A 24,324-nucleotide genomic window follows, 5' to 3' on the forward strand; every position below is an offset into this window, starting at 1 on the left:
GATTGTGAAAATCGCAATTTCTGGTGGCTCTGGCTTTATAGGCAAATACCTTTCTAGTTTTTTTATTCAAAAGGGATATACTGTTTACATTCTTACTCGAAAAAAAACTGCTGAAACTTCACACACTAACCTTCAATACGTACAATGGACACCGGATTTACAGACCTTCCCCCTCTCCTCTATCGATGTAGTTATTAATCTAGCTGGAGAGTCTATTAATAGTAGATGGACAAAGAAACAAAAAGAAACAATTTTAAACAGTAGGATTCAAACAACAAAAGGACTCATTAAACAATTACAAGCACTCGCAACAAAACCACACACATTTATTAACGCAAGCGCTATTGGATACTATGGAACATCTGAAACAGAGTCTTTTACCGAGCAACAAGAAACTTCCGGAAATGACTTTTTAGCAGAAACAGTATTTTTATGGGAGCAAGAAGCATCTAAAGCACGTTCTCTTGGAATAAGAACAATCTACTCAAGATTTGGAGTCGTATTAGGTGCAGACGGAGGAGCTCTTCCAAAAATGCTACTTCCCTATCAATTATATATTGGGGGTACAATTGGATCTGGAAACCAATGGTTATCATGGATTCATATAGACGATGTCGTTCGCATGATTGATTTCATCATACACAAGGAAGACATTGACGGACCTCTTAACATTACAGCCCCCCTACCTATAAGAATGAAGGAATTCGGAGAAAACATTGCAACTGTAATAGGAAAACCTCATTGGCTACCTGTTCCTTCATTTATGCTTCAAGCTTTATTTGGTGAGATGAGTATACTTGTACTAGAAGGGCAACATGTACTACCTATTAAAGCAATTGAACATGGGTATCAATACACATTTCCGACAGTAAACCATGCATTACAAAATATACTTTCGCATACAATGTAGTACTTCTAAAATACAGTTTTACAGGGAGTCTATCCCCTCCAAAACTTTCATTTTCTAGGATCCGGAGCATTACTACACAAATAACCTTTCAGTTACTTTCCCTTAAATTCCATTAACATTATAAAGTAACAGAAATGAGGTACCTATGAAAATATTACTCAAACAAGCCATTGTATATCCTATTACATCCCAAAAGTTTCAAGGCGATGTACTCGTTACAGGAGAACGAATTACCGAGGTCAAACCTTTTATTCAGCCTACTCAAGATATGACCGTTATAGATGCACGAGCCCTTCATCTCTTACCTGGATTTATTGATGTCCATACGCACCTTGGTCTCTATGACGAAGGCACTGGTTGGGCTGGTAATGATGCAAATGAAACATCTGAAGTTTCAACACCACATATCCGTTCTTTAGACGGGATCCATCCTTTTGATATTGCATTTCAAGACGCTGTACAAAATGGGGTTACGACTGTTCACGTTATGCCCGGAAGCCAAAATATTATCGGCGGTACTACTTGTGTAATAAAAACTGCTGGAACTTGTATTGATCATATGATTATTCAGGAACCTGCTGGTTTAAAAATTGCCTTTGGAGAAAACCCTAAAAAGGTCCATAGCAACGGCACAAAAGAATCAATAACACGTATGGGAATTATGGGGTTACTTCGTGAATCATTCTATGACGCACAACACTACGGGCATGAAGCTGATTTTCGAATGCTCCCTATTTTAAAAGCACTCCGCCGAGAAATACCGGTACGTATCCACGCTCACCGCGCAGATGATATTACTTCAGCTTTACGCTTTGCGACAGAATTCAATCTTGATTTACGTATTGAACATTGTACAGAAGGACACTTTATTGTTGAGGAACTTTCGAAACATAATTTAAAGATTTCAGTTGGTCCGACTCTTACACGGCGTTCGAAAATCGAGCTTAAAAACAAAACATGGGATACTTATCATATATTATCGAAAAGTGGCATAGAAGTTTCTATTACAACAGATCACCCTTATACACCAATTCAATATTTAAATGTTTGTGCCGCTATCGCTGTTCGAGAAGGATTAGATGAAAAAACAGCCTTGGAAGGAATAACTATTTTTCCAGCTCGTAATTTACGTTTAGAGGATAGAATTGGAAGCATTGAAGTTGGAAAAGATGCTGATCTCGTGCTATGGACTCACCATCCTTTCCATTATTTAGCCAAGCCTGTACTCACCATGATTGACGGAAAAATAATTTACAAAAAAAATAAAAAAAACTAGTTTATTTTTTTGACTAGATAAAGTATTATACGATTATAAACTGAATGAAACCATAATCAATTTGTGTCGTGATTATCATTTTCAAATTGATGAATGGGGAAGGCAAATGGTGCGCCACCAGCGTTATAAACTGGTTCTAGTGGGTTCGATTCCCACCCCGAAATTTTTTAAAGATCGATATAAAAATTTCGAGGGTGGGTGTTTTTTCGTCATGCTACCCTCGTGTGAGGAGGAGTTAGTGTGTTGAAAAAACGCGACTTACACGACAGCCACGTTCTATACGAGTTAATGGTGAATCCAGCTGTCTTCCCTTTTGTGCGTCAAAAGGCTTATTCTTATGAAGAATATTTATTTTTAACGAAACAAACAATTGAAGCCGAAGAGCGTGGAGAATTAATCTCACGCACAATTTTAGATGAATGGGGTAACCCTATCGGTACAATTACTTTATTTGATGTGCAAGAAAAAGCCGGATTCCTCGGAACCTGGCTTGGCAAACCCTATCATGGTAAAGGATATAATAAATTAGCGAAAGATTCATTTTTTAGCGAACTTTTCTACGAATTAGATATTGAAACGATCTTTATGCGTATTCGTAAAATAAATATCCGGTCTATTAAAGCTGCCGAAAAACTACAATATGTAAATCTAGCAAATGAAACAAGAAAAGCCGTTTATGATGAAATTAACGCGCATGAAGATGTATATAATTTATATGAAATTCCAAAAGATCAATATACACTTGCAACAATGCGAGATACAACGTTCCAAGAAGCACACCAATTAAAAGAAGCGTAATCTAAAAATTCAGAAATAATAATTAATCATTACTAGTTTGACATATATGTATATCACCCCATGTCTTTGGAAACGATAGATAGTGACTTTAGGACACGAGGTGATTTGTAATGGATAAAAAGAAACGTGATAAAGCAAAAAACACATTATCTAGTACACAAGAAGTTCTCTATCAACGAGAATTTCGAAAAGCAGATCGTGCAGCGGGCTATCGCTCAAAAAGCATTTAAAGTGAAACTGAATAATTAGAAGGTTTCCCCCCTAATTATTCAGTTTCATTACATAATATTTTCCAGTTATTGACAAAAAAAGGTTCCTTATTTATAAGGAACCTTTTTTGTGGACAACTTTATCCACAAAAATCGTAGAATTGTGCATAAATTCCAAAAGTATTTTACGAATTCATTTATTAAAATGAATTCTAAACGTGAGAATTGTTGATAATTTTCTAAAAATTGTGGATTATGTGGATATAGTTGTTAATATTCCGACTTTACTGTCTAATAGAAGCGCAATCCTTTGTGGATAAGTTAATAATTCACGTTTGCTTTTTTTACAACAATACAAAAACCCTCTTTAAATGCTTAAAAGAGGGGTTTCATATTAAGTAAAAGATTCGGCAAGAGCTGGTGATTTAATAGGTATATGATTCGGCTCTGCATGATTTTCTGCCAAAATTGTATCCACAATATGACCAGCTGGCTCAGGACGATAAATACTTTTCATTGCTTCTTTCATCTGAAGAAGCTTCATATCATCTTGTAATAACGCCTCTGTTTTTGCAAAAACTTCACTATCATCACGAATTACAACTGCTGCCCCTTTTTTTTCAAAATACAACGCATTTTCATTTTCTTGTCCTGGGACAGGTTTATATAAAATGACAGGTACTTGTAATGCTGCTGCTTCGCTTAATGTAATACCACCTGGCTTCGTAATCATACAAGAAGTAATACGGAACAACTCATCAATGTTTTCAACATAACCAAATACTTTTAAAGCATCAGAACTTTGTTCCTGTAGTTCCATTAAATCCTGCTTTAAAGCTTCGTTTTTCCCACAAACGACAACTACTTGTAAGTTTGGTACTGACATAAATGACTGGCATAGCTCTTTTACACTCCCTAGCACACCATGAGCACCTGCTACAATTAGTAATATCTTTTTATCCTTACATAACTGATATTTATTATATATAATTGCTGGATTTATCTTTAGCTCAAAACTGCTACGAATCGGAATCCCTGTTTCAACAATTTGCTCTGCAGGTACACCGATATCAACCATCACTTTTTTCACATGATCGGTTGCTACAAAATAACGATCTACTTCTCGATGGATCCATATTTTATGCACGCAAAAATCCGTTAATACGTTATAAACAGGAATAGAAATACCTATTTGCTTTTTCAATTCTGGTACAGCGATGATTGGGAAGGTATTAATAACAATATCCGGTTTCTCCACCTGTAATAGCGTCTTCAAACGCTTTCTCCCAAAATTCGCATACCAAGATGCTATTTTTTTATCATAAATTTTCTCTACACCATAATAAAACAAACGATATAATTCTTTTCCTACCGTATAGCTTTTTAAATATAAATATTTTGTAATATCGGTTATAACTGGATGCGATTCTCCAAACAAGTCGCATACAATTACATCTTTGATTCCTTTTTGACGAAAGGTTTGTTCTAATGTTTTTGCTACTTGCACATGACCGTTACCGTAATGTGCAGTTAATATTAAAACCTTGGGGTTTTTTATCAAACAAATCCACTCCTAGCTTTTTGTTTCTCCTTATTGCATATACGACAATAGGAAAAACATTTTCCTTAAACATTACATACTCGGATTCCAATATTCCCCTGTTAGCTATGTACCTGTCGTGGATATGCAAAGCATATAAGATTGACCCCTTAATCCTATCTGTGCTCATATCTTTACATTATACTTTCCTATAAGAGCTTTCGCAATAACTTACAAATGTTCTATATTTCATGATACTCACTCTTTTACTTCTTAATTCTTTTTACTATTTTGATTTCCCTTTACAATTATGTAAATTTCTCCGCCTATCCTTTACAAAAATATGGATATTCTCTCTTCAGTATACTCTTTTCTAAATATATACTCTAGATTTTATTATAAAGAAACAAAAAGTCTAATCCAATAGTTGGATTAGACTGCTTTTAAAATATGTTTTGCATGCTCAACATTTTCTTCTGTCGGTGGATTCACATCTGCAAGTGGATACTTATGTCCAAGTGCCTCCCATTTATAAACACCGAGTTTATGATATGGCAACACTTCCACTTTCTTAACATTAGATAGACTTTGAATAAAGTTTGATAATTTTTGCAGATCCTCTTCACCATCGGTAACACCGGGAACCAATACATGTCTTACCCAAATTGTTTTCTTTCTATCCGATAAATAACGAGCAAATTGTAAAATGTGTTCATTTGGTTTCCCTGTTAATTTACGATGTTTCTTTGAATCAATATGTTTCAAATCCAATAAAACTAAATCTGTATACTCCATTAAAATATCTAGCTTATTTTGGAATTCTGGTTCTTCAGAATAACAACCACCAGAAGAATCGATTGTTGTATGGATACCAGATTCTTTGCACTTTTTAAACAACTCAATTAAGAAGTCTAGCTGTAATAGTGGCTCTCCACCGCTAACTGTTATACCGCCTCCAGAAGCTTCAATAAATGGAAGGTAACATGTCACATCCTGCATCACTTCTTCAACTGTTATCTCTTTACCTTTACCGATTTCCCACGTATCAGCATTATGACAATATTGACAACGTAATAAACACCCTTGTGTAAATATGACATAACGAATCCCTGGGCCATCAACAGTACCACAAGACTCTACAGAATGTATTCTTCCTTTTACCATGTTACTTCCTCCTTTATTGAAACAGCCTCCCTCCGCTATATATTAAAAGCGGAGGGACACTTTTTTCACTTACATGCTTTCATGCATTGTACGGTTAATTACATCAATTTGTTGTTCACGAGTTAATTTAATAAAGTTAACAGCGTAACCAGATACACGAATTGTTAATTGTGGATATTTTTCAGGGTGCTCCATTGCATCCATTAATGTTTCACGGTTAAATACGTTAATATTTAAGTGGTGTCCTTCTTTTATTGCATATCCATCAAGCATAGATACTAAGTTGCGTACTTGTACATCATCTTCTTTACCAAGTGCTTTTGGAATAATAGAGAATGTATTTGAAATACCATCTTGTGCATCTTCATATGGTAATTTAGCTACAGATAATAATGACGCTAATGCACCTTTTGTATCACGGCCATGCATTGGGTTTGCGCCCGGTGCAAATGGTTCTCCAGTACGACGTCCATCTGGAGTGTTACCAGTTTTCTTGCCGTATACAACGTTAGATGTGATTGTTAAGATTGACATTGTATGAACAGAATTACGGTATGTTTTATGTTTGCGAAGCTTGTTCATAAATGTTTTCACAAGATTTACTGCGATTTCATCTACACGATCATCATTGTTACCGTATTTAGGGAAATCTCCCTCAATTTCGAAATCAACTGCAATACCATTTTCATCACGAATTGGTTTTACTTGTGCATATTTAATTGCACTTAAAGAGTCTGCTACTACAGATAATCCAGCGATACCTGTTGCCATTGTACGAAGAACATTTGTATCATGAAGTGCCATTTCAATACGTTCATAGCTATATTTATCGTGCATATAGTGAATTACATTTAATGTATTTAAGTATAGACCAGCTAACCATTCCATTGTCATATCGAATTTACGCATAACTTCTTCATAATCTAATACTTCAGAAGTAATTGGTGCGTATTCAGGACCAACTTGTGCTTTTGACTTTTCATCTTTACCACCGTTAACCGCATATAGTAATGCTTTTGCTAAGTTTGCACGTGCTCCGAAGAACTGCATTTGTTTACCGATTCTCATTGCTGATACACAACAAGCAATACCGTAGTCATCACCGTAGTCAGGACGCATAATGTCATCATTTTCGTATTGAATTGCTGATGTTTTAATAGACATTTTCGCACAGTAGTTTTTAAAGTTCTCTGGTAATTGTTTAGACCAAAGAACTGTTAAGTTTGGTTCTGGTGCTGGTCCTAAATTATCTAATGTATGCAAGAAACGGAATGAGTTTTTTGTTACTAACGGACGACCGTCTAGCGCCATACCACCAATAGATTCAGTTACCCAAGTTGGATCTCCAGAGAATAGTTCATTATAATCAGGTGTTCTTGCAAATTTCACAAGACGTAATTTCATAATGAAATGGTCAACAATTTCTTGTGCTTCTTCTTCTGTTAAAGTACCATTTGCTAAATCTCTTTCAATGTAAACATCTAAGAATGTAGAGGTACGTCCAAGGCTCATTGCTGCCCCGTTTTGCTCTTTAATTGCCGCAAGATAAGCAAAGTATAACCATTGGAAAGCCTCTTGTGCATTTGTAGCTGGCTTAGAAATATCGAATCCATGAGAAGCAGCCATCTGTTTTAACTCTTGAAGTGCACGCATTTGCTCAGATAATTCTTCGCGTAAACGCATTGTATCTTCGCTCATTACACCGCCAGTTAAATTAAAATCAGCTTTTTTCGCTGCAATTAAATGATCTATACCATATAGCGCTACGCGGCGATAGTCACCGATAATACGTCCACGTCCATATGCATCTGGAAGGCCAGTAATAACACCTGATTTACGAGCCGCTTTCATTTCTGGTGTGTATGCATCAAATACACCTTGATTATGAGTTTTACGCCAGTCTCTGAAAATACTGCTAAGTTCTTTATCCATTTCATATCCATACGCTTCACAAGCTTGTTCCGCCATACGAATACCACCATATGGTTGTAAAGAACGTTTAAATGGTTTATCAGTTTGGAAACCGACCACTTTTTCAATATCTTTATTTAAATATCCTGGTTCATGTGATGTAATAGAAGAAACAATTTTTGTATCCATATCAAGAACGCCACCGTTTTCACGTTCCTTTGTTGTTAAATCCATTACTTGATCCCAAAGTTTTTTCGTTTCTTCAGTTGCTTCCGCTAAGAAAGAGTCTTCTCCCTCGTAAACGTTTACATTATTTAAAATGAAATCGCGAACATCAATTTCTGCTTTCCATTTTTCACCCTTAAAGTTTTCCCACGCATTTTTTACATTTTCTAATACTTGAGTCATCCTAATCTCCTCCATTTTTGATTAGTACAGGACTAAGATTTTTTATATAACAGCTTACACACTTAGAATACTACTTTTTTTCGGAAGTGGACGAAATAGTTGTGACATGTTTGTGAAATGTTGAACAAACTACTATACTCGTAGTGTTAACCTCGTTTAAAAGTCTTTATAATTAACCCTTCCTTTAATTGTATTTTTTTGGTATTCTTATATACGAGTCCTATTTTGTAATATAAGAACGATACCCATTGTAGATCTGTAATACTCTTATCTCCTAATCTGTTATAGTTTTTATAACAGAGCAAAAAAGTGTACATATGTTGTACACTTTTTTTGTTACCACTATAAAGTGAAACTTTAATCAGTGGGGATTTTGTCCATCCCCCACTGATTATCAGCCCTCACCAATCGGGCTTTTACGGACAGTTATCTCCCACCTAACTTCCTCGCATTCGCCGAATTTTGAGGTGGGAGTCTTACTGCCCGTTAAAGCGGGATAAAACATCTCTTTTTCTATTTCCATCGTAAAATCCACCGCGACTGTTTGTTAATGCAATTAATTGCTCTAATCCTTCTATATGATCACCAATAATTCGAAGGACAGCTGGAGGATGACCTATTTTTGCGAAATGTTCGCTGGGACGAATACGGTTCATCTTATCAACATCGATACGACTTACACAAGCGATTCCAAAACCTGAAAGTACAGCTTTAACTTGTGCTACACAAGGTGACAATAATGATTTATACCCTATTTCCTTCAAACAAGTACGACTAAACGCATTAGGTACAGCAATAAGAGAGCCTACTCCTAAATCTTTTCTATCACAAGCTAAATTTAATGCATATTTAAATGCTGTTACAAGATGAAGTGGTACTCTCAAATCTAAATAATGATTTAAATCATTTAATGCGACATCCGTTCCATCTGCAATAGCTTTTGCAAAGGGATATAGCTCACTAGCTGGAATAACAAAATCACCGTCTATAAATAAAACAATTTCTCCTTTTGCAAAATAAGTTCCAAGTGAACGCCCCACATCGTTTCCAAGTGCTTCTTTATACACAATTGTTGTTGCTCCCTTGTCTTTTGCAATTGTTGCCGTTTTATCGGAAGAACCATTTACAACAACGATGATTTCAAAAGGTTCAATTTTGCGAAGCTCTTCTATAACGTTTCCAATTGTTTTCTCTTCATCTTGTACAGGAATAATTACCGATAATTGCTCTCCTTTATACAACTTAGATGTAACGCCCCATCCTTGATAAAAATCTTCAAAATTTAAAGTATGATAGACACTCTCTCTTTTCCTATTTCCATCATAATATCCTCCGCGCCCATCGCTGCCTACTATCCGCTCTGCTACAGCTTCTATATGATCGCCTATCATTCGTTTTTCGGAATGAGAAAGATTTGTGCCGTATGCAGCATGCTCGAGTGGACGAAATTTATTCGGAGTAATCACATCAATTGCACAATGACGACTAATTCTCCATTTACTTTGTGCTAGACGTAGATGAGCCACAATAGGATTAACAAAACATTCGTATCCAATACTTTGCACGACTTCCTTCGTCAGCGCATGAGGTACAGATAATAAAGAATCAATTTTTAATTCTTCACGCTCTAACATTGCATTTAATATTTGGCGCCATACTGTAATAGAATGTGGTTTTTGTTTCTTTAAAAATAATGCGTCCAAATTATTTAAAGCGATGTCCGCCTGATCATGCAAAATCGGATTAAGGAATAATTGTAATTTTGAAGTTTGAATAGCAAAATCACCATCTAAAAACAGTAATACATCACCTATCGCATGTTTTGCACCAACTGCGCGTCCAACGTCGTTACCAAGTGACTCTTTATGTTGGATTACTGTGCATCCTAAGCTCTCAGCAATCGCTTCTGTACCATCATTACAACCATTTGCTACTACAATAATCTCTACTGGATTTAATGGTTTTACCGATTGAACCACGTCTGAAATCGTATCCACTTCATTACATACGGGAATAATAACTGATAACGACTTAGCCATTGTTTTCTTCACGAAACCATTTAATAGTTTCTTTCAATCCTTGTTCCCACGTTACTTTCGCTTGAAACTGAACAAGTTCTCTTAATTTCGTTACATCCGGCTTTCGATTTGGAATTTCTTCAAATCCATGTGGATATACTTCCTCAAATGAAACGTGCACAATTTTGGAAGAAGACTTCGTTATTTTTTTTATATCTTCCGCTACTTCCCTTATATTTTTTTCATTCTCAGAACCTATATTAATAATTTCACCATTTACCTTTTCATCCATTGCACGAATTGTTGCCTCGACCGCATCACTTACATACGTAAAGCAACGTGTCTGCTTTCCATCTCCGTACACGAGAATATCGTCACCTTGCAAAGCCGCACGAATAAATCGCGGGATGACTCCTGCATATGGACCATCTTTCGCTCTTGGGCCATAAATATTAAAATAGCGAACAATCGTTACAGGTAAACCTTCTAATGCGTAACCTAAACATAATGTCTCTTCTAACGTTTTACAAACTGCATAACTCCAGCGTATTTTAGAAGTTGCCCCGTATAATCGATCCCCTTCTTCAGAGAAAGGTGGCTCTCCCTTACCATATACTTCTGAAGTAGACGCAAAGACTACTTTTTTCTTACCTTTTAATGCCGCTTGTAAAATATTTCTCGTTCCATCGAAATTTGTTTCAATAAGCTCTAAACTTTTTTCCATTGTAGTTTTGACTCCCAAAATCGCAGCTAAATGAAACACCACATCATGTTGATTTACTAATTCGTAAATTGAACTTTTATCTAACACGCTTATTGGAATAACTGGAATCTCTTTCATTAACTCATTATGATATTTATTTTTTCCTTTATAGAAGTTATCAACAATAGTGACTTCATAACCTCTTTTCACCAACTCTTCAGCTAAATGCGATCCAATAAATCCTGCTCCACCTGTAATTAAACATTTTTTACTCATACACTACCTTCTTTATAATTCCACGTGTATCTATTAATCGCTCAATTCCTTTAAAGAGCTTCCAATCGATACTAGAGTGATCAGTTACAATTAAAATACAATCTGCTTGTTTAATTCTTTGTTCATCTAATGGAATGGATTGATATAGTGTATCCCCAATTTTCGCTGAAGAAATATAAGGGTCATGATATTCTATCTTGTACCCTTCTTTTATTAATAATTGAATAATTGGCAACGCCGGTGATTCTCTCAGATCATTTACATCTTTCTTATACGCAACCCCTACAATTAACACCGTTGCGGGTGATTGCACCATACCTTTTACTTTCCCGATTATTTTCTCTGGCATTTCTTCATTAATTACATGTGCCGCCTCAATTAATTGACTAATTGCTCCACTCTTTTTTATTCTCCATTGAAAATATAAAGGGTCTACTGGAATACAATGTCCTCCTATTCCTGGACCTGGCCAATATGGAGTAAATCCAAACGGTTTTGTAGCTGCAGCTTCAAGTGCCTCATAAAAATTAATATTCAAACTTTCACAAAGTATATTTAACTCATTTACTAATGAAATATTAACTAAGCGCTGAATATTTTCAAATAGCTTACACATCTCGGCCACTTTCGGAGAGCTAACTGGAACGATTACATCAAATATAGTGCTATACAAATCCTGTACTTTTTGTTTACACTGCTCGGTTTGTCCACTAATAACTTTTGGAATTGTTTCGACTGAATACTGGCTATTCGCTGGATCAATTCGCTCTGGAGAATACCCAATATAATAATCTTCTCCTACCTTTTTACCTGTTTGAGAAATAATAGGAATGATAACTTCCTCCAGTGTACCTGGATATGTGGAGCTTTCAAAAATGAAGGTTTGTCCTTTTTGAAGGTGTTGTTGTATATAACGGGAGGCTGAAACGAGGGCACTTAAATCAGGTTCTTTATTCTCATTAATTGGCGTTGGCACAGTCACAATAACATACTCACTATTTTGGAACTCCGTAACACCTTTATCTGGTGTATTTACTATTAATTTTCTCTCGTTCAATAAATTTTGTAATACGTTAGAAGAAACATCAGGAATATAACTTTCTCCTTTAATTATTGATTCTATCTTCCTAGTATCTTTATCTAATCCAAGTACAGCATGTCCTCTTTCTGCAAAAAGGACCGCTAAAGGAAGGCCAACATATCCTAATCCAATAATAGTTACTTTACTACTAGCGTCCATCTGTATTTTCTTCTTCCTTTCTCAATTGTTGAATTATATCTCTATCCCGCTCTCCATCTGTAAATCCTCCGCGTTCGTCCGTATATTGTAATAAATACGCAATCGCCTCAAGCTGATCACCAAAAATACGGTCAAATGCCGGAATACGTCCATTTACAAACCCATGTTGCTCTGGACGTATTCGATTTGTTTTTATAACATCTACAAATTCCACTGCTGTAATAGAGCATTCTTCTAAAATAGCTTTCATTTGAGCTAATGGTGGAATGATAAGAGAATCATATCCAATTTTCTCTATTACCTTTTTATGCATAGCATGTGGCACTGCCGTTAATGAGTTGTTCCATAAATCTGGTCGTTTCGCTACCAAATTCACGAAATATTTCCCCATACTAATTGGATCTGCCGGGTGAAACATATCTAACAAACATTGCAAATCATTTAACGCCACATCATTTCCGTCTTCAATAGCATGCAAAAATGGAATTAGCTTTTTTGCCGGAATAGCAAAATCACCATCAACAAATAAACAAATATCTGCCGTAGCATGCATAGCCCCTATCGCTCGTGCTACATTATGTCCAAGTGCCTTCGCAAATTCAACTACAATAACATTCTCTAGCTTTGCTTGTTTAATTGTCTCACCATCTGCTCCATTCGCAACAACTATAATTTCATCTACACCTGCTTTTTTCACTTCTTGTATGACAGATCTTATAGTCATTCTTTCTTCTGATACTGGTATAATCGCACTATATTTCGCCTTTTCTCCTTGTAATAAAACTGGTCTATACTTCCCTATAAACTCTCTATCCCTGTTCCCCTCCGAAAAACCGCCGCGTTTACCATATGTTTCGATTACGTATTGCAAAGCACGCAAATGATCACCCATAATACGACTAGTCGCTTTCGGATAAGGAGAACCAGGTGATGTACCAGTATGCACAGGACGAACCTTATTCGTGTAAATTACATCGACCGAAGCCATATCAACAATATCTACTCCTCTAGACATCGCCATCGCTTGAAATAATGCGGGATCTGCTAAATTCCACCATCCAAGTCTCTCGATAACTTCCCGGCTCATCGCATGTGGAATTGCGATTAAAGAACCAACAACAAGCTCCTTTTTATTCAAATAGCGATTCAACATATATTTTCCAACCGTCGTATAATGTGGTCTCATCTTTAAATAAACTGACCATGTTAAATTATTCACAACAATTTGATGACCTTGCCTAATTCCTTTCACGAAACGTTGTAGTTCTTTACTCTCAATGACAATATCACCGTCTAAAAACAATATAATTTCACCTTTTGCTTCTTTAGCTCCAACTGCCCGTCCCACATCATTGCCGAGGGGATTTCTATAATAAATCACATGACAATTATGCTCTAATGCGATTTCCCTCGTTCCATCTGTCGATCCATTATCTACTACAATAATTTCATATGGTTTCAACTTCTCTACTTCTACTAAAACTTGTGATAAAGTACTCGCTTCATTGTACGTTGGGATAACGACTGATACTTTCATACTTTTATCCCCCTTAACCTTCCAAACGAACATAAGCAATAATAGGGATACGCACAATTACATCTTCAGGTGGTCCATAAGAAGGAGATGTACGAACACTTACTCCGCCTTCCGTCACAGATAATAGAACGCCAGTAACAATTTCAACAGCTGTCACCACTTGTACTAGCTCACCAACATGCTTACGCAATTCATCAGTAAATAACATATATAAGTCTCCTTTCTTACACTTCTTTAATTGATATAATACTTGTGAATGGTAATAAAATTTCTGTCCCTACTCCTTCTTGCAGTGTTAAGAAATCATCACCAACTGCTACAATAACACCTGTTAACTGTCCAACTGTCACAGTAATTTCTACATTTTTACCTAAATACTGCTTTGCAATCTCTTTAAAAGGTGATGTATTGCATTCTTTTAAAATGTTACAAATAATCGATTGAAATTGACTTGATTCAATAAACTCTTCCGTAGCTTTCTTAGAATTTCTTTGAATAAATTTCGCGAAGTTTTGTGAAAATAAAATCCGTTCCACAGCAGGCAGTAACTTGTCATCTAAAAAATAACCTAATTGTCTATTAAACAGTCGGGATAATTTATGCCAATATTTTCTGAACAGACACATATGCTTCTTCTCCTCCTATTAATATTAAAGTATATAAATTTACATCCATACATCTTAATCTATACAATGCCTACTTTTTTTGTGATAGGTAAGGCATACATTTTCTAGAACATGTTAATTATTTTTGTATTATATAAATAATAAAAAGCAGATGGTTTCCCATCTACTTTTTATTTTATCCTTTAATTTTTGATTGTAATAATTGCAGCTACACTGTAATACACTGCTCGTGGCAATCCCCCTTTTCCATTTATTTCATTATCACACCGCACATATATTTCCTCCACACGAAAAAAAACTGTCCAAAAGGACAGTCTTTTACACTTCTATATTTCTTAGCATCGTATAAATGTCGTTATTCACTTTACCAAATGATTTAATGTTGTTTTGAATGTTAGATAGTAAAACAACATACACACTTCCATTTTTACTAAATCCATTTAAACAATTCCACCCTGGCATTACACCGTGATTCGAATAACTTCCCGGATCTACATACCATCCAAATCCATAATCCTTTTTCACAGCTGTAAACATTTGATTATAACTCTCTTTTGAAATTAATTTTCCAGAGAATAGCGCTTCATTAAATAAATATAAATCATGTGCGCTTGTATATATATCACCGCAGCCATATAGCTGTGACATGCTCGGAATATTAGGTGTTGTCATATTATTATTTACTATTTTATAACCAGTTGATGGGAATCTTGTTTGTTCTAACGCTTTACCAAAACCAGAATGCTTCATACCAGCAGTAGCAAAGATATGCTGTTTAATATATTCTTCTAATGGTTGTCCACTTACTTTTTCAACAATGTAGGCAAGTATGGAGTAATTCGAATCTGAATACTTCCATTTCTCTCCTGGAGCCCCAATACGCTTTTGGTTTCCTATTCGCTTTATCAATTCCTCATGAGAAATATCATCTTTTCCCTGCTCATATTCAGGAATCCCTGATGTATGTGTTAATAAATGTTTTAGCTGAATGCTATTACCTTGAGGAAAATCTGGAATATACTTTGCAACCGTATCCTCTACTTGTAATTTATTTTGATCTTTTAATTGCATAATAGCAGTCGCTACAAATGCCTTTGAAATAGAGCCAATATAAAAGGTCGTTTCTGAATTATTCGGTACTTGCTTCTCTTTGTTCGCCATACCGTATCCTTTATTCAAAAGAACTTTTCCGTTCTTCACAATAACAGCTGTTCCACTAAATCCTGCGTTTTGTAAATATTGATCCAATTGAGCGTTTTCATTAATTTCTTGAGGCGGTCCTTCAGCAGGCTGCTCTATAGCTTGCGCTTGTTTCACTTGTTCTTCCTGCTCTTTTTGTTTTTGTGCTTCTTGCTTCTTTTTTTCTTCTTCTTTCTTTTTCAACTCTTCTTGCTTCTTCATTTCTGCTGCTGCTTTTAAAGTTTCCTCTTTTTTATTATGCGCAACAATTTTTGTATACATGAAATATACAAGTGACAGTAGTAGGGCTAGAATGATTGTTCTTTTTATGTATACAATCGACCGATTTGCTTTCCCATTAACAGTATTTTTTTCCTGATCCATGATTACCTTTTTCCCCTTATTTACCGATAATTTAATTCATCTACACAAGACTTATTTCAAATCATTTCCGCAGATTATGGACACTCCATTTTATGTCATCACTACTGTATCACGCACCGAACATATTACCAACCTATATGTTCAAAAAAGAAAAAGAAAATTTATAAAAGTAAGATTCCCTTTAAAAAATTAACAAAAAAAGAAGATATCCTGTAAAAGACTGTTGTTATCAATCTTTTTGGATATCCTCTTATCTAACTATTTACACGTGTTTTTTCATATCATCGGCAACAGATTCAACATTTGTACCTACGATAACTTGTACACTTGTGTTACTTAATTTCATAACGCCTTTTGCACCTGCGCGTTTTAATGCTGGTTCATTTACTAAACCTGCATCTTTCACTTGTAAGCGTAAACGCGTTGCACAGTTATCAATAACTGTTAAGTTTTCTTTTCCGCCTAAAGCTGCTACGTAAGTTTCACCAATTGAACCTGCAACTGGTGCATCACCCTCTTCAGCTAACTCATCTTCATCTTCATCTTCACGACCAGGAGTTTTCAAGTCGAACTTCTTAATTAAGAAGTAGAATACTACAAAGTAAATTGCTGCGTAAATTAAACCGATTCCTGCTAGTAACACTGGTTTTGTTGCAATACCAAAGTTTAAGAAGTAATCAATTGCACCGGCACTAAATGTGAAACCATCGTGAATGCCAAGTGATGTTGTTACGAATAAAGATATACCTGTTAACACGGCATGAATACCATATAATAATGGTGATAAGAACATGAATGAGAATTCAATAGGTTCTGTAATACCAGTTAAGAATGAAGTTAATGCTAGGCCACCTAACATACCTGTAACCATTTTACGTTTTTCTGGTTTAGCAGCTGCAATCATTGCGAAACATGCTGCTGGTAAACCGAACATCATAACTGGGAAGAAACCAGTCATAAACATACCTGCTGTTTTGTCCCCTGCAAGGAAACGAGCGATATCACCATTTACAACATTACCTGCTGCATTTGTAAAGTCACCAAATACGAACCAGAAGTATGTGTTCATTACGTGGTGTAAACCAATTGGGATTAATAGACGGTTTAATAGACCGAATAGACCTGAACCAATTGCACCTAAATTAACAATTCCATGAGCTAATGCATCGATGCCATTTTGAATTGCTGGCCAAATTTGTGCGAATAAAATTCCTAATATTAGCATCACAACCGATGTAACAATTGGAACGAAACGTTTTCCAGCAAAGAAACCTAACCATTCTGGAAGTTTAATTTTATGGAATTTATTATAAAGGAATCCTGCTATAACACCGACAATAATACCACCTAAAACTTTCATATCCACTTTAGTCGATAATTCGGCTGCCTTAGATACTTGTGTCATTGTATCTGCAAGCTTAGATGGATCTACATTTGCGCTATTACCTATTAAATCTTGAACTTTACCTAATTTATCTTGTAATTCTGCAGCAGAATATCCCTTACTAAGTGCATCAATACTGTTTTTCATAACAAGATAACCAATTGCACCTGCAAGACCTGCTGCACCACTACCATCAACTGAAAGACCTATTGCAATACCAATTGCAAAAATAAGTGCTAAATTATCAAAAACCGCTGCGCCGGCCTGTGCCATAACAGGAATATCAAATACATCTGGTTGCCCTAAACGAAGCAATAATCCTGCTGCTGGTAGTACTGCGATTGGAAGCATTAACGCTTTACCAATACGTTGTAAAAACTGCAACATTTTAATTCCCCCTATCAAATTTATGAAATCGTTATCATTATAAGTACGCTTTAGAAAACGCTTTCTATTACATAACCATAATAACATATAGTTGTATAGATGTGTAGTTTTTATTTCTGAACTTTTTATGGATAAGTCTTCTATTTCCAAACTGTTATATAAAAGGAACATTCTCCTTATTGAATACAAAATATACAGGCAAAAAAACTAATTATAGCACAGATAACTTTCGTTTTATCATTCCACTTTTTCATGTTATTATTTATTTCCGAGCATATCGGGAAAAGTAAACTTAGTTAATTCGAAATAGGAGCGTTGGTACTATGCAGTGCATTAAAACAAACAACTTACAACAGTTGTTAGAACAAGTAACACCATATACGAAAAAAGGAAAGCTTGCTACTTATATCCCCGAACTAGGCAATGCAAATCCAGATGATTTAGGTATTGCCATTTTCCATAAAGAGAAAGAATATGTCCATGCTGGTAACTCACAAACACTATTTACTCTTCAAAGTATTTCTAAAGTAATCACACTTGCTCTTGCTCTTTTAGATCGTGGTGAAGAATATGTATTTTCTAAAGTTGGAATGGAGCCAACTGGTGACCCTTTCAATTCTATTATTAAGTTAGAAACGACAAGTCCTTCCAAACCTCTTAATCCAATGATTAATGCAGGAGCACTAGCTATTACAAGCATGTTAACAGGAAAAGATAACGAAGAAAAAATGAAGCATATTCTTCATTTTGTACGTGAAATAACAGATAATCCTACTATTAATTATTCTTCTACAGTTGCCAATTCAGAGTTGGAGACTGCTTACTTAAACCGTTCACTTTGTTACTATATGAAACAAAACGGAATTATCGATTGTGATATTGAAGAACTTATGGACTTATACACTCGTCAATGTGCAGTTGAAGTAAACTGTATCGATTTAGCACGTATTGGCTTAATTTTTGCAATGGATGGATATGATCCATATAAAAAGAAACAGATCATCCCTAAACATATTACAAAAATTTGTAAAACATTTATGGTTACTTGCGGGATGTATAATGAATCTGGTGAATTTGCAATTCGTGTTGGAATCCCTGCAAAAAGTGGTGTAGCGGGCGGCATTTTCGGCTGCGTAAAAGGCGAAATGGGAATCGGTATTTTCGGACCGGCTTTAGATGCAAACGGAAATAGTATCGCTGGTTTTAAAATTCTTGAATTACTTTCTGCTCAAGAAGGTTGGAGCATTTTTTAATCGAGAGTTATCCTGCTATACTAGCAGGATTTTTTTATTTCATAAAAAATTCAACTTCATCAGATATCAATACCCATACAAAAACAGTGCTGAAAGTTTCTTCTTTATTATGCATATTTGCTCCCCCCTCCCGAATAATATAGTACAACCTAGCGCTATAAGTGGAGGTGTGAAAGATGAAACTAATATTTCAAATGGAAAAACAACCAGTTCTTGAAAAAACAATTCTTCTTTTTATATTGAGTATTGTAGAAAGCTTGAAGCTAAAAGTTGTTTCACTCGACGAAGCTCACCGATACATATTCAATTTAGAAGTACTTGAACTATTAATGGATCGGAACATCGATGATCAAGTACTTGAACTTATTCATTTCGGAATGGGACTTGAAGACATTCATCATGTACTTCCTGAAGAACTTGAGCATACTATTGAGGAATTAAAGTGGCTTTGCATCCAAGTGTTAAGTGAATACAGTATGCATGAAGAATCGGAACAATTAATTGAAGATATACGCTAAAAAGCACCTATATAGGTGCTTTTAATGTTTTTTTAAACTATTTTTATACGTTTCAATATTTACTGGTAGCTCTTCCTCTTCTAAAGTATGTTCATTTACATCTTTATGAATGAACGCACCTTTAGGTGGTTGATGATCATGCCCTTTTTTCTTATGATCAAATGCTTTCCCGCGTCCCATACGGATCCCCCCTTTCTTTAAAAGAAATCCGTATTAGTATGGAAAAAAGTACGTCGATATATGCAACCCCTTGCTGTATTTCCAAGGAAATACTCGAATCTTGTTTTCTATTCTCCTTACAACAACTGGTCTATCCCAATAAGAATCAATAACACGCCCGCAATAACCGTTGCCCATTTCCCTAAGTATTCAGCTAAAAATCTTTTACCAACATACGTAAAACCACTAATACAAATAAAACTAAAAACCCCAGAAATACATGCCGTAAGCCAAAGATTTAAATTTGTTACTCCAGCATCAAATCCACCTGCAATATTATTTATGGATAATGCAACTCCTAAAACAATTGCTTCAGAAAAACTAATTGTTTTAGAACCATCAAAATCTACTTTTTCTGGATCACGTAAAATCCCCATAAGTACACTACCATCTTTAGATCCTGCGGTGTCTTTTTGACTCAAGAAAGGCTGACATAAAATAAACACCCCAATGATTCCTAAAACAATTGCTCCAATAATATTTGCTATAAATTCCGAAATAAATAATGCGATCCAATTCCCAAAAAAGCCAGCTAGTAAAGTAAATAAAAATCCCAAAAATGCGATGATAAAATTGTTAAGCCACGAAATTCGAATTTTACGAATGCCATATGCAATCCCAACACCTGCATTATCTAAATTAGACGCAATTCCGATTAAAAAAATTGAAAATAAACCTGCCGTACTCATCGTACAGTCACCCCTTTTCTCACTTTTCAATGCATATTATGAAAATGTTGAGCAACTGTGCCTGTCTGTTTCATATACTTGTAATAAATGCTCAACATTTTTTCAACGATAGACAATAGAAAAGGAGTGCCTACATTATGCCCAATAAAAATCCAAATGAGCGGCTCGGTAAATTAATAAAGAAACTGGTAAAGGAGCGCGCTCTATCTATGCGCCAACTAGGAACACTGACAAATATTGATCCTGCAACAATTTCAAGAATAATTAATGGCAAACAACAACCGAAGCAAAACCATTTGCAAAAATTCGCAAAATGTCTACAAGTTCCACCGCAATTATTACTTGATGAAATGTACCCTGACTCTCCACACATAAATAAGGAAAAAGCAGATATGTACACATCTCTCGATACAATTCAGCAAACATTACAATCCTCTAACCTATTCGACTTCGAGTACACAACAACTCGTGTGAAACAAGAACTTGAAAATTACGAGCGCTATGCTCAAACTACTGAAGGCGAAAAACGTATTCACGAGAGTTTCAAAAGTAAACTAGAACAAATTGATAGTGCCGGCCCTTTCATTGAACAATTAACAAGTATGTACCAACAATTTTGTACAGAAACCATTTCAAACGAAGAACGTGCAATTATTGGGGGGGCCTTACTATATTTCATTTTATCAACAGACATTATCCCCGATTATCTTTTTCCAATTGGCTATTTAGATGATGCAATTGCTGTTGAATTAGCGAAAGAGAAATTAATTGAAATAAAACGACAAACATAGAAAAATAAAGAACTATTTCAGTTGTTGTTTATATTCAACTCTGAAATAGTTCACTAAAAAATCGTACAAGTACACCTGTACGATTTCAACATACTAATCTATTTTTTTGTATGACAGCATTCATATATGAATGCTGTTATTACTTTTGTAAATTCAATTAACTGCTCAACTTCAACTTTCTCATTTACAGAGTGTGCTTCTTCTAGTGTGCCTGGCCCATAAATAATCGCTGGAATGTGGAACTCACTAAACCAACCGCCATCAGTTACCGTTGCTGACATATCTAAAATTGCATTTTTAGATAAAATAGATTCATGTACTGAACTTAGCGTTTTTACAGCAACATGTTCGCTATCTACTTCTAAAGAAGGAAAAATTTCGCCACGATCCACAATCATTGATTCTCCGCCCCACTTAAATTGTGGTGGGTTCTCGCTTAACCATGGATCTGCTGCTGCCACTTTTCCTAAATACTCTTCTATTTCTTCTATTATTTGTTCATGTGTTTCATCTGGATAAAAATGTACGGTTATCCACAATCGGCACTCATCCGCAATAAATGCTGCATGCCGTCCGCCTTCAATAACAGCTGGATTAATTGTTGTTGTTCCAGATGGATAGCCTTCATATGTTTTCATGACTGCCCAATGACGCTCTAATTCTTGTAAACTTTGCACGATTTTCATCATTTTTTCAATCGCACTCGCTCCAAATAGACGTCCTCCAGCATGGATCATTTGTCTACGTGTTGCATCATGAAACGTTTGCGGGCTTTTCACAGTAATCCATCCAGTAATTACGCCGCCCTGTCCTTGCATATGTAAATCGCTCGTATCCACCACTACTGCAAAATCAGCATCGTAACCTCTTTTGCAACATTGAAGTGTACCTGCTTCTCCAACTTCTTCTCCAATTACCGATTGAAAGATTAAATCTCCAGGTAGTTCAATGCCAGCTTCTTGTAAAAGCCGAATAGCAAATAACGCTCCAGCCAGCCCACCTTTCATATCTGCCGCACCGCGTCCAACTAACCAGCCATCTTTTATAAATGGATCAAATGGATTTGTTTCCCACGCCTCATCTCCCGACACTTCAGCTACATCCATATGACCATTAATAATAAGACTTTTATGTGTGTCACTTTCTATCCCTTTTTTTACCCCAACAACGTTCGGATCATTTGGATATACATCCCATTTATCAATACTAAAATTTCGTTTTCTTAAAAACTCTGCAACAAATTCTTGCGCCTCATTTGTATTTCTCGCTGGTGGTGCAGGTGTTTCAAAACGAATTAATGTTTTTGTAAGTTCTAGTAATTCTTCTTTCCTTGAATCTATTTGTTTTAACAACTGCGAAACTTCTGGATTCATCACTAATTCCCCTTTGCATACGTAGTACGTTTCCAGCTTTATTTTCACAAAAAAAGAGACTGTTTACAATTGTACAGTCTCTAAATTAAGCATAAGTTTCAAATATATTTATAAGCTTTCTGCTTCTGTTGTATTTACTTTTTCAACATTTTCTATTTTACTTCTCTTATTTTTGGTAGCACGGTAAAACAGTAAACAAATAATCATAAATGGAATACCACAATACAATGCCATTCTTTGTTCCGGAATAAAAGCCATACCAACGATTACTGTTAAATTTAATACTAACGCAAGAAGTGGGACAAATGGATACAATGGTGTTTTAAATTTCAAGTCCTTAACATCCCCGCCCTGCTTAATGTATGACCTTCTAGCTAATAAGTTAGATAGAGCAATAGATGCCCAAACTAATATTGCTCCGAACCCTGCAATTGAAAGAAGCCATAAATAAACTGTATCTTCCGCATAAATACCTGATAGTAATGAGAAACACCCTACAAACGTACTTACAATCAATGCATAAATAGGAACACCGTTTTTAGATAACTTACTAAAAATCGGGCTAATCATTCCTTGATTCGACATAGACCATAGCATACGGGAAGTTGCATATAATCCTGAATTCGCAACTGATAGTACCGCTGTAATAATAACGAAATTTATAATATCGGCCGCATAAGGAATACCAATTTTATCAAATACAACTACGAATGGGCTTTCTATCACTCCTGCTTGCTGCCAAGGAAATAGTCCCGCAAGAATAAAAATAGATAGTACAAAGAAAATAAGTATGCGCCAAACTGTATTATTAATTGCCTTCGGGATAGTTTTCTCTGGATTTTCACTCTCACCAGCTGCAATACCAACTAGTTCTGTTCCTTGGAAGGAAAAATTAACTGCAATCATCGTAATTAAAATGGCTGATAATCCATTTGGGAACAATCCACCATAATCAGTAAAGCTAGAAAACATCGGCGCTGGTTCATTTCCTTTCATATCTAGAAAACCAAACATTGCTGCCCCGCCCAAAATAATAAATGCAATGATTGTAATTACTTTAATACTTGCAAACCAGAATTCAACTTCCGCAAAACTTCTTGAAGATAACGCATTAATAGCAAAGAGCAACACTGCGAACACTACACACCAAATCCATGACGGTACATCGGGAAACCAGCGTTTCATCAAAATACTAACTGCAATTAATTCAATGCCTATCGTAGCGGACCAGTTTAGCCACGACATCCACCCCACTACATAACCCGCTGCAGGGGAAATGTGCTTTGTAGCATACGTTTGATAAGATCCTGCGTCAGGCATCGCAACCGCTAATTCTCCTAGACAGAGCATCGTTAAATACATAACAAACCCGCCTACAAGATACGCTACAATTGCTCCTCCAGGTCCAGCTTCATGAATCGTATAACCTGATCCTAAAAAAAGCCCAGTACCAATAACACCTCCGAGTGCAATCATAAATATGTGCCGACTTTTCAATTCCCTTTTTAATCCTTGGTTTTGATCCATTATA

The 24,324-nt window shown here is 35.7% G+C and carries 22 protein-coding genes; 7 read left to right on the plus strand and 15 right to left on the minus strand.

The window, feature by feature from the left end; all coding sequences use genetic code 11:
- Positions 1-4 precede the first annotated feature (4 nt).
- The 4 genes from MR071_RS17470 to MR071_RS17485 all read left to right on the plus strand — a co-directional run bounded on the left by MR071_RS17470 (position 5) and on the right by MR071_RS17485 (position 3,214).
- Entirely contained in the window at positions 5-910 is a 906-nt protein-coding gene (locus tag MR071_RS17470; protein ID WP_242237205.1) for a TIGR01777 family oxidoreductase, read from the plus strand.
- Between the two features lie 145 nt (positions 911-1,055).
- Positions 1,056-2,186, plus strand: coding sequence for an amidohydrolase (locus tag MR071_RS17475; protein WP_105587378.1), 1,131 nt, complete (start codon positions 1,056-1,058; stop codon positions 2,184-2,186).
- A 240-nt stretch (positions 2,187-2,426) separates the two neighbouring features.
- Positions 2,427-2,984, plus strand: a complete 558-nt coding sequence (locus tag MR071_RS17480; protein WP_242237214.1) for a GNAT family N-acetyltransferase — start codon at positions 2,427-2,429, stop codon at positions 2,982-2,984.
- Between the two features lie 110 nt (positions 2,985-3,094).
- Positions 3,095-3,214: a YfhE family protein gene (locus MR071_RS17485; RefSeq protein WP_000358484.1), complete on the plus strand. Its 120-nt coding sequence runs from the start codon at positions 3,095-3,097 to the stop codon at positions 3,212-3,214.
- Positions 3,215-3,587: 373 nt separating this feature from the next.
- On the opposite strand, the gene MR071_RS17490 is transcribed toward MR071_RS17485, so the two are convergent.
- From MR071_RS17490 to nagE, 11 genes are all read right to left on the minus strand, one after another.
- Positions 3,588-4,754, minus strand: a complete 1,167-nt coding sequence (locus MR071_RS17490; RefSeq protein WP_242237217.1) for a diglucosyl diacylglycerol synthase — start codon at positions 4,752-4,754, stop codon at positions 3,588-3,590.
- Positions 4,755-5,165: 411 nt separating this feature from the next.
- Positions 5,166-5,897: a pyruvate formate-lyase-activating protein gene (gene pflA / locus MR071_RS17495; RefSeq protein WP_242237220.1), complete on the minus strand. Its 732-nt coding sequence runs from the start codon at positions 5,895-5,897 to the stop codon at positions 5,166-5,168.
- Between the two features lie 69 nt (positions 5,898-5,966).
- A complete protein-coding gene (gene pflB / locus MR071_RS17500; RefSeq protein ID WP_105587374.1) occupies positions 5,967-8,216 on the minus strand; it encodes a formate C-acetyltransferase in 2,250 nt (749 codons plus the stop codon).
- A 476-nt stretch (positions 8,217-8,692) separates the two neighbouring features.
- Positions 8,693-10,255, minus strand: coding sequence for a glycosyltransferase family 2 protein (locus MR071_RS17505; protein ID WP_242237222.1), 1,563 nt, complete (start codon positions 10,253-10,255; stop codon positions 8,693-8,695).
- A complete protein-coding gene (locus MR071_RS17510) occupies positions 10,248-11,213 on the minus strand; it encodes an NAD-dependent epimerase/dehydratase family protein (RefSeq protein WP_242237225.1) in 966 nt (321 codons plus the stop codon). Before MR071_RS17510 ends, MR071_RS17505 begins: the two co-directional genes overlap by 8 nt.
- Positions 11,206-12,453 carry a nucleotide sugar dehydrogenase gene (locus tag MR071_RS17515; protein WP_242237228.1) on the minus strand — a complete coding sequence of 416 codons (1,248 nt, stop codon included), beginning with the start codon at positions 12,451-12,453 and terminating at the stop codon, positions 11,206-11,208. The genes MR071_RS17510 and MR071_RS17515 overlap by 8 nt, the downstream gene beginning before the upstream one ends.
- Positions 12,443-13,990 carry a glycosyltransferase family 2 protein gene (locus MR071_RS17520; RefSeq protein WP_242237232.1) on the minus strand — a complete coding sequence of 516 codons (1,548 nt, stop codon included), beginning with the start codon at positions 13,988-13,990 and terminating at the stop codon, positions 12,443-12,445. Before MR071_RS17520 ends, MR071_RS17515 begins: the two co-directional genes overlap by 11 nt.
- Before the next feature lie 13 nt (positions 13,991-14,003).
- Complete coding sequence (locus tag MR071_RS17525; protein ID WP_242237234.1) at positions 14,004-14,198, minus strand: LSm family protein; 195 nt, start codon at positions 14,196-14,198, stop codon at positions 14,004-14,006.
- A 16-nt stretch (positions 14,199-14,214) separates the two neighbouring features.
- Positions 14,215-14,616 (minus strand): LSm family protein, encoded by a 402-nt coding sequence (locus tag MR071_RS17530; RefSeq protein ID WP_242237237.1) that lies wholly within the window; start codon positions 14,614-14,616, stop codon positions 14,215-14,217.
- Between the two features lie 318 nt (positions 14,617-14,934).
- Positions 14,935-16,179 carry a serine hydrolase domain-containing protein gene (locus tag MR071_RS17535; RefSeq protein WP_242237238.1) on the minus strand — a complete coding sequence of 415 codons (1,245 nt, stop codon included), beginning with the start codon at positions 16,177-16,179 and terminating at the stop codon, positions 14,935-14,937.
- Between the two features lie 262 nt (positions 16,180-16,441).
- A complete protein-coding gene (nagE, locus tag MR071_RS17540) occupies positions 16,442-17,950 on the minus strand; it encodes an N-acetylglucosamine-specific PTS transporter subunit IIBC (RefSeq protein WP_088031659.1) in 1,509 nt (502 codons plus the stop codon).
- Positions 17,951-18,273: 323 nt separating this feature from the next.
- On the opposite strand from nagE, the gene glsA reads away from it, so the two are divergent.
- Positions 18,274-19,203, plus strand: a complete 930-nt coding sequence (gene glsA / locus MR071_RS17545) for a glutaminase A (RefSeq protein ID WP_242237241.1) — start codon at positions 18,274-18,276, stop codon at positions 19,201-19,203.
- A 176-nt stretch (positions 19,204-19,379) separates the two neighbouring features.
- A complete protein-coding gene (locus MR071_RS17550) occupies positions 19,380-19,721 on the plus strand; it encodes a DUF3969 family protein (RefSeq protein WP_000766602.1) in 342 nt (113 codons plus the stop codon).
- Positions 19,722-19,742: 21 nt separating this feature from the next.
- Here the strand turns inward: MR071_RS17550 and MR071_RS17555 are convergent, their stop codons facing one another.
- Together MR071_RS17555 and ytaF are read right to left on the minus strand one after the other, a co-directional pair.
- The gene (locus MR071_RS17555) at positions 19,743-19,901 is read right to left on the minus strand and encodes a hypothetical protein (protein WP_000532411.1); all 159 of its coding nucleotides are present in this window, start codon (positions 19,899-19,901) and stop codon (positions 19,743-19,745) included.
- 116 nt (positions 19,902-20,017) lie between these two features.
- Positions 20,018-20,629, minus strand: a complete 612-nt coding sequence (ytaF, locus tag MR071_RS17560) for a sporulation membrane protein YtaF (protein WP_242237243.1) — start codon at positions 20,627-20,629, stop codon at positions 20,018-20,020.
- Positions 20,630-20,766: 137 nt separating this feature from the next.
- On the opposite strand from ytaF, the gene MR071_RS17565 reads away from it, so the two are divergent.
- The gene (locus MR071_RS17565; RefSeq protein WP_242237245.1) at positions 20,767-21,420 is read left to right on the plus strand and encodes a helix-turn-helix domain-containing protein; all 654 of its coding nucleotides are present in this window, start codon (positions 20,767-20,769) and stop codon (positions 21,418-21,420) included.
- Positions 21,421-21,518: 98 nt separating this feature from the next.
- On the opposite strand, the gene MR071_RS17570 is transcribed toward MR071_RS17565, so the two are convergent.
- A complete protein-coding gene (locus tag MR071_RS17570) occupies positions 21,519-22,841 on the minus strand; it encodes an acetylornithine deacetylase (RefSeq protein WP_309243139.1) in 1,323 nt (440 codons plus the stop codon).
- A 60-nt stretch (positions 22,842-22,901) separates the two neighbouring features.
- Positions 22,902-24,323: an amino acid permease gene (locus tag MR071_RS17575; RefSeq protein WP_242237287.1), complete on the minus strand. Its 1,422-nt coding sequence runs from the start codon at positions 24,321-24,323 to the stop codon at positions 22,902-22,904.
- Position 24,324: the final 1 nt, after the last annotated feature.

This window comes from Bacillus cereus group sp. BfR-BA-01316 (assembly GCF_022664195.1).
In the GTDB taxonomy this organism is placed as follows: domain Bacteria; phylum Bacillota; class Bacilli; order Bacillales; family Bacillaceae_G; genus Bacillus_A.

Bases quoted from the DNA above. Each gene is read 5' to 3' on its own strand.
- MR071_RS17535 (WP_242237238.1), bottom strand. From the start codon at position 16,179: ATGGATCAGGAAAAAAATACTGTTAATGGGAAAGCAAATCGGTCGATT.
- MR071_RS17475 (WP_105587378.1), top strand. From the start codon at position 1,056: ATGAAAATATTACTCAAACAAGCCATTGTATATCCTATTACATCCCAA.
- glsA (WP_242237241.1), top strand. From the start codon at position 18,274: ATGCAGTGCATTAAAACAAACAACTTACAACAGTTGTTAGAACAAGTA.
- MR071_RS17505 (WP_242237222.1), bottom strand. From the start codon at position 10,255: ATGGCTAAGTCGTTATCAGTTATTATTCCCGTATGTAATGAAGTGGAT.
- pflB (WP_105587374.1), bottom strand. From the start codon at position 8,216: ATGACTCAAGTATTAGAAAATGTAAAAAATGCGTGGGAAAACTTTAAG.
- MR071_RS17485 (WP_000358484.1), top strand. From the start codon at position 3,095: ATGGATAAAAAGAAACGTGATAAAGCAAAAAACACATTATCTAGTACA.
- ytaF (WP_242237243.1), bottom strand. From the start codon at position 20,629: ATGAGTACGGCAGGTTTATTTTCAATTTTTTTAATCGGAATTGCGTCT.
- MR071_RS17525 (WP_242237234.1), bottom strand. From the start codon at position 14,198: ATGTTATTTACTGATGAATTGCGTAAGCATGTTGGTGAGCTAGTACAA.
- MR071_RS17555 (WP_000532411.1), bottom strand. From the start codon at position 19,901: ATGGGACGCGGGAAAGCATTTGATCATAAGAAAAAAGGGCATGATCAT.
- MR071_RS17530 (WP_242237237.1), bottom strand. From the start codon at position 14,616: ATGTGTCTGTTCAGAAAATATTGGCATAAATTATCCCGACTGTTTAAT.
- MR071_RS17565 (WP_242237245.1), top strand. From the start codon at position 20,767: ATGCCCAATAAAAATCCAAATGAGCGGCTCGGTAAATTAATAAAGAAA.
- MR071_RS17550 (WP_000766602.1), top strand. From the start codon at position 19,380: ATGAAACTAATATTTCAAATGGAAAAACAACCAGTTCTTGAAAAAACA.
- nagE (WP_088031659.1), bottom strand. From the start codon at position 17,950: ATGTTGCAGTTTTTACAACGTATTGGTAAAGCGTTAATGCTTCCAATC.
- MR071_RS17520 (WP_242237232.1), bottom strand. From the start codon at position 13,990: ATGAAAGTATCAGTCGTTATCCCAACGTACAATGAAGCGAGTACTTTA.
- MR071_RS17510 (WP_242237225.1), bottom strand. From the start codon at position 11,213: ATGAGTAAAAAATGTTTAATTACAGGTGGAGCAGGATTTATTGGATCG.
- MR071_RS17515 (WP_242237228.1), bottom strand. From the start codon at position 12,453: ATGGACGCTAGTAGTAAAGTAACTATTATTGGATTAGGATATGTTGGC.
- pflA (WP_242237220.1), bottom strand. From the start codon at position 5,897: ATGGTAAAAGGAAGAATACATTCTGTAGAGTCTTGTGGTACTGTTGAT.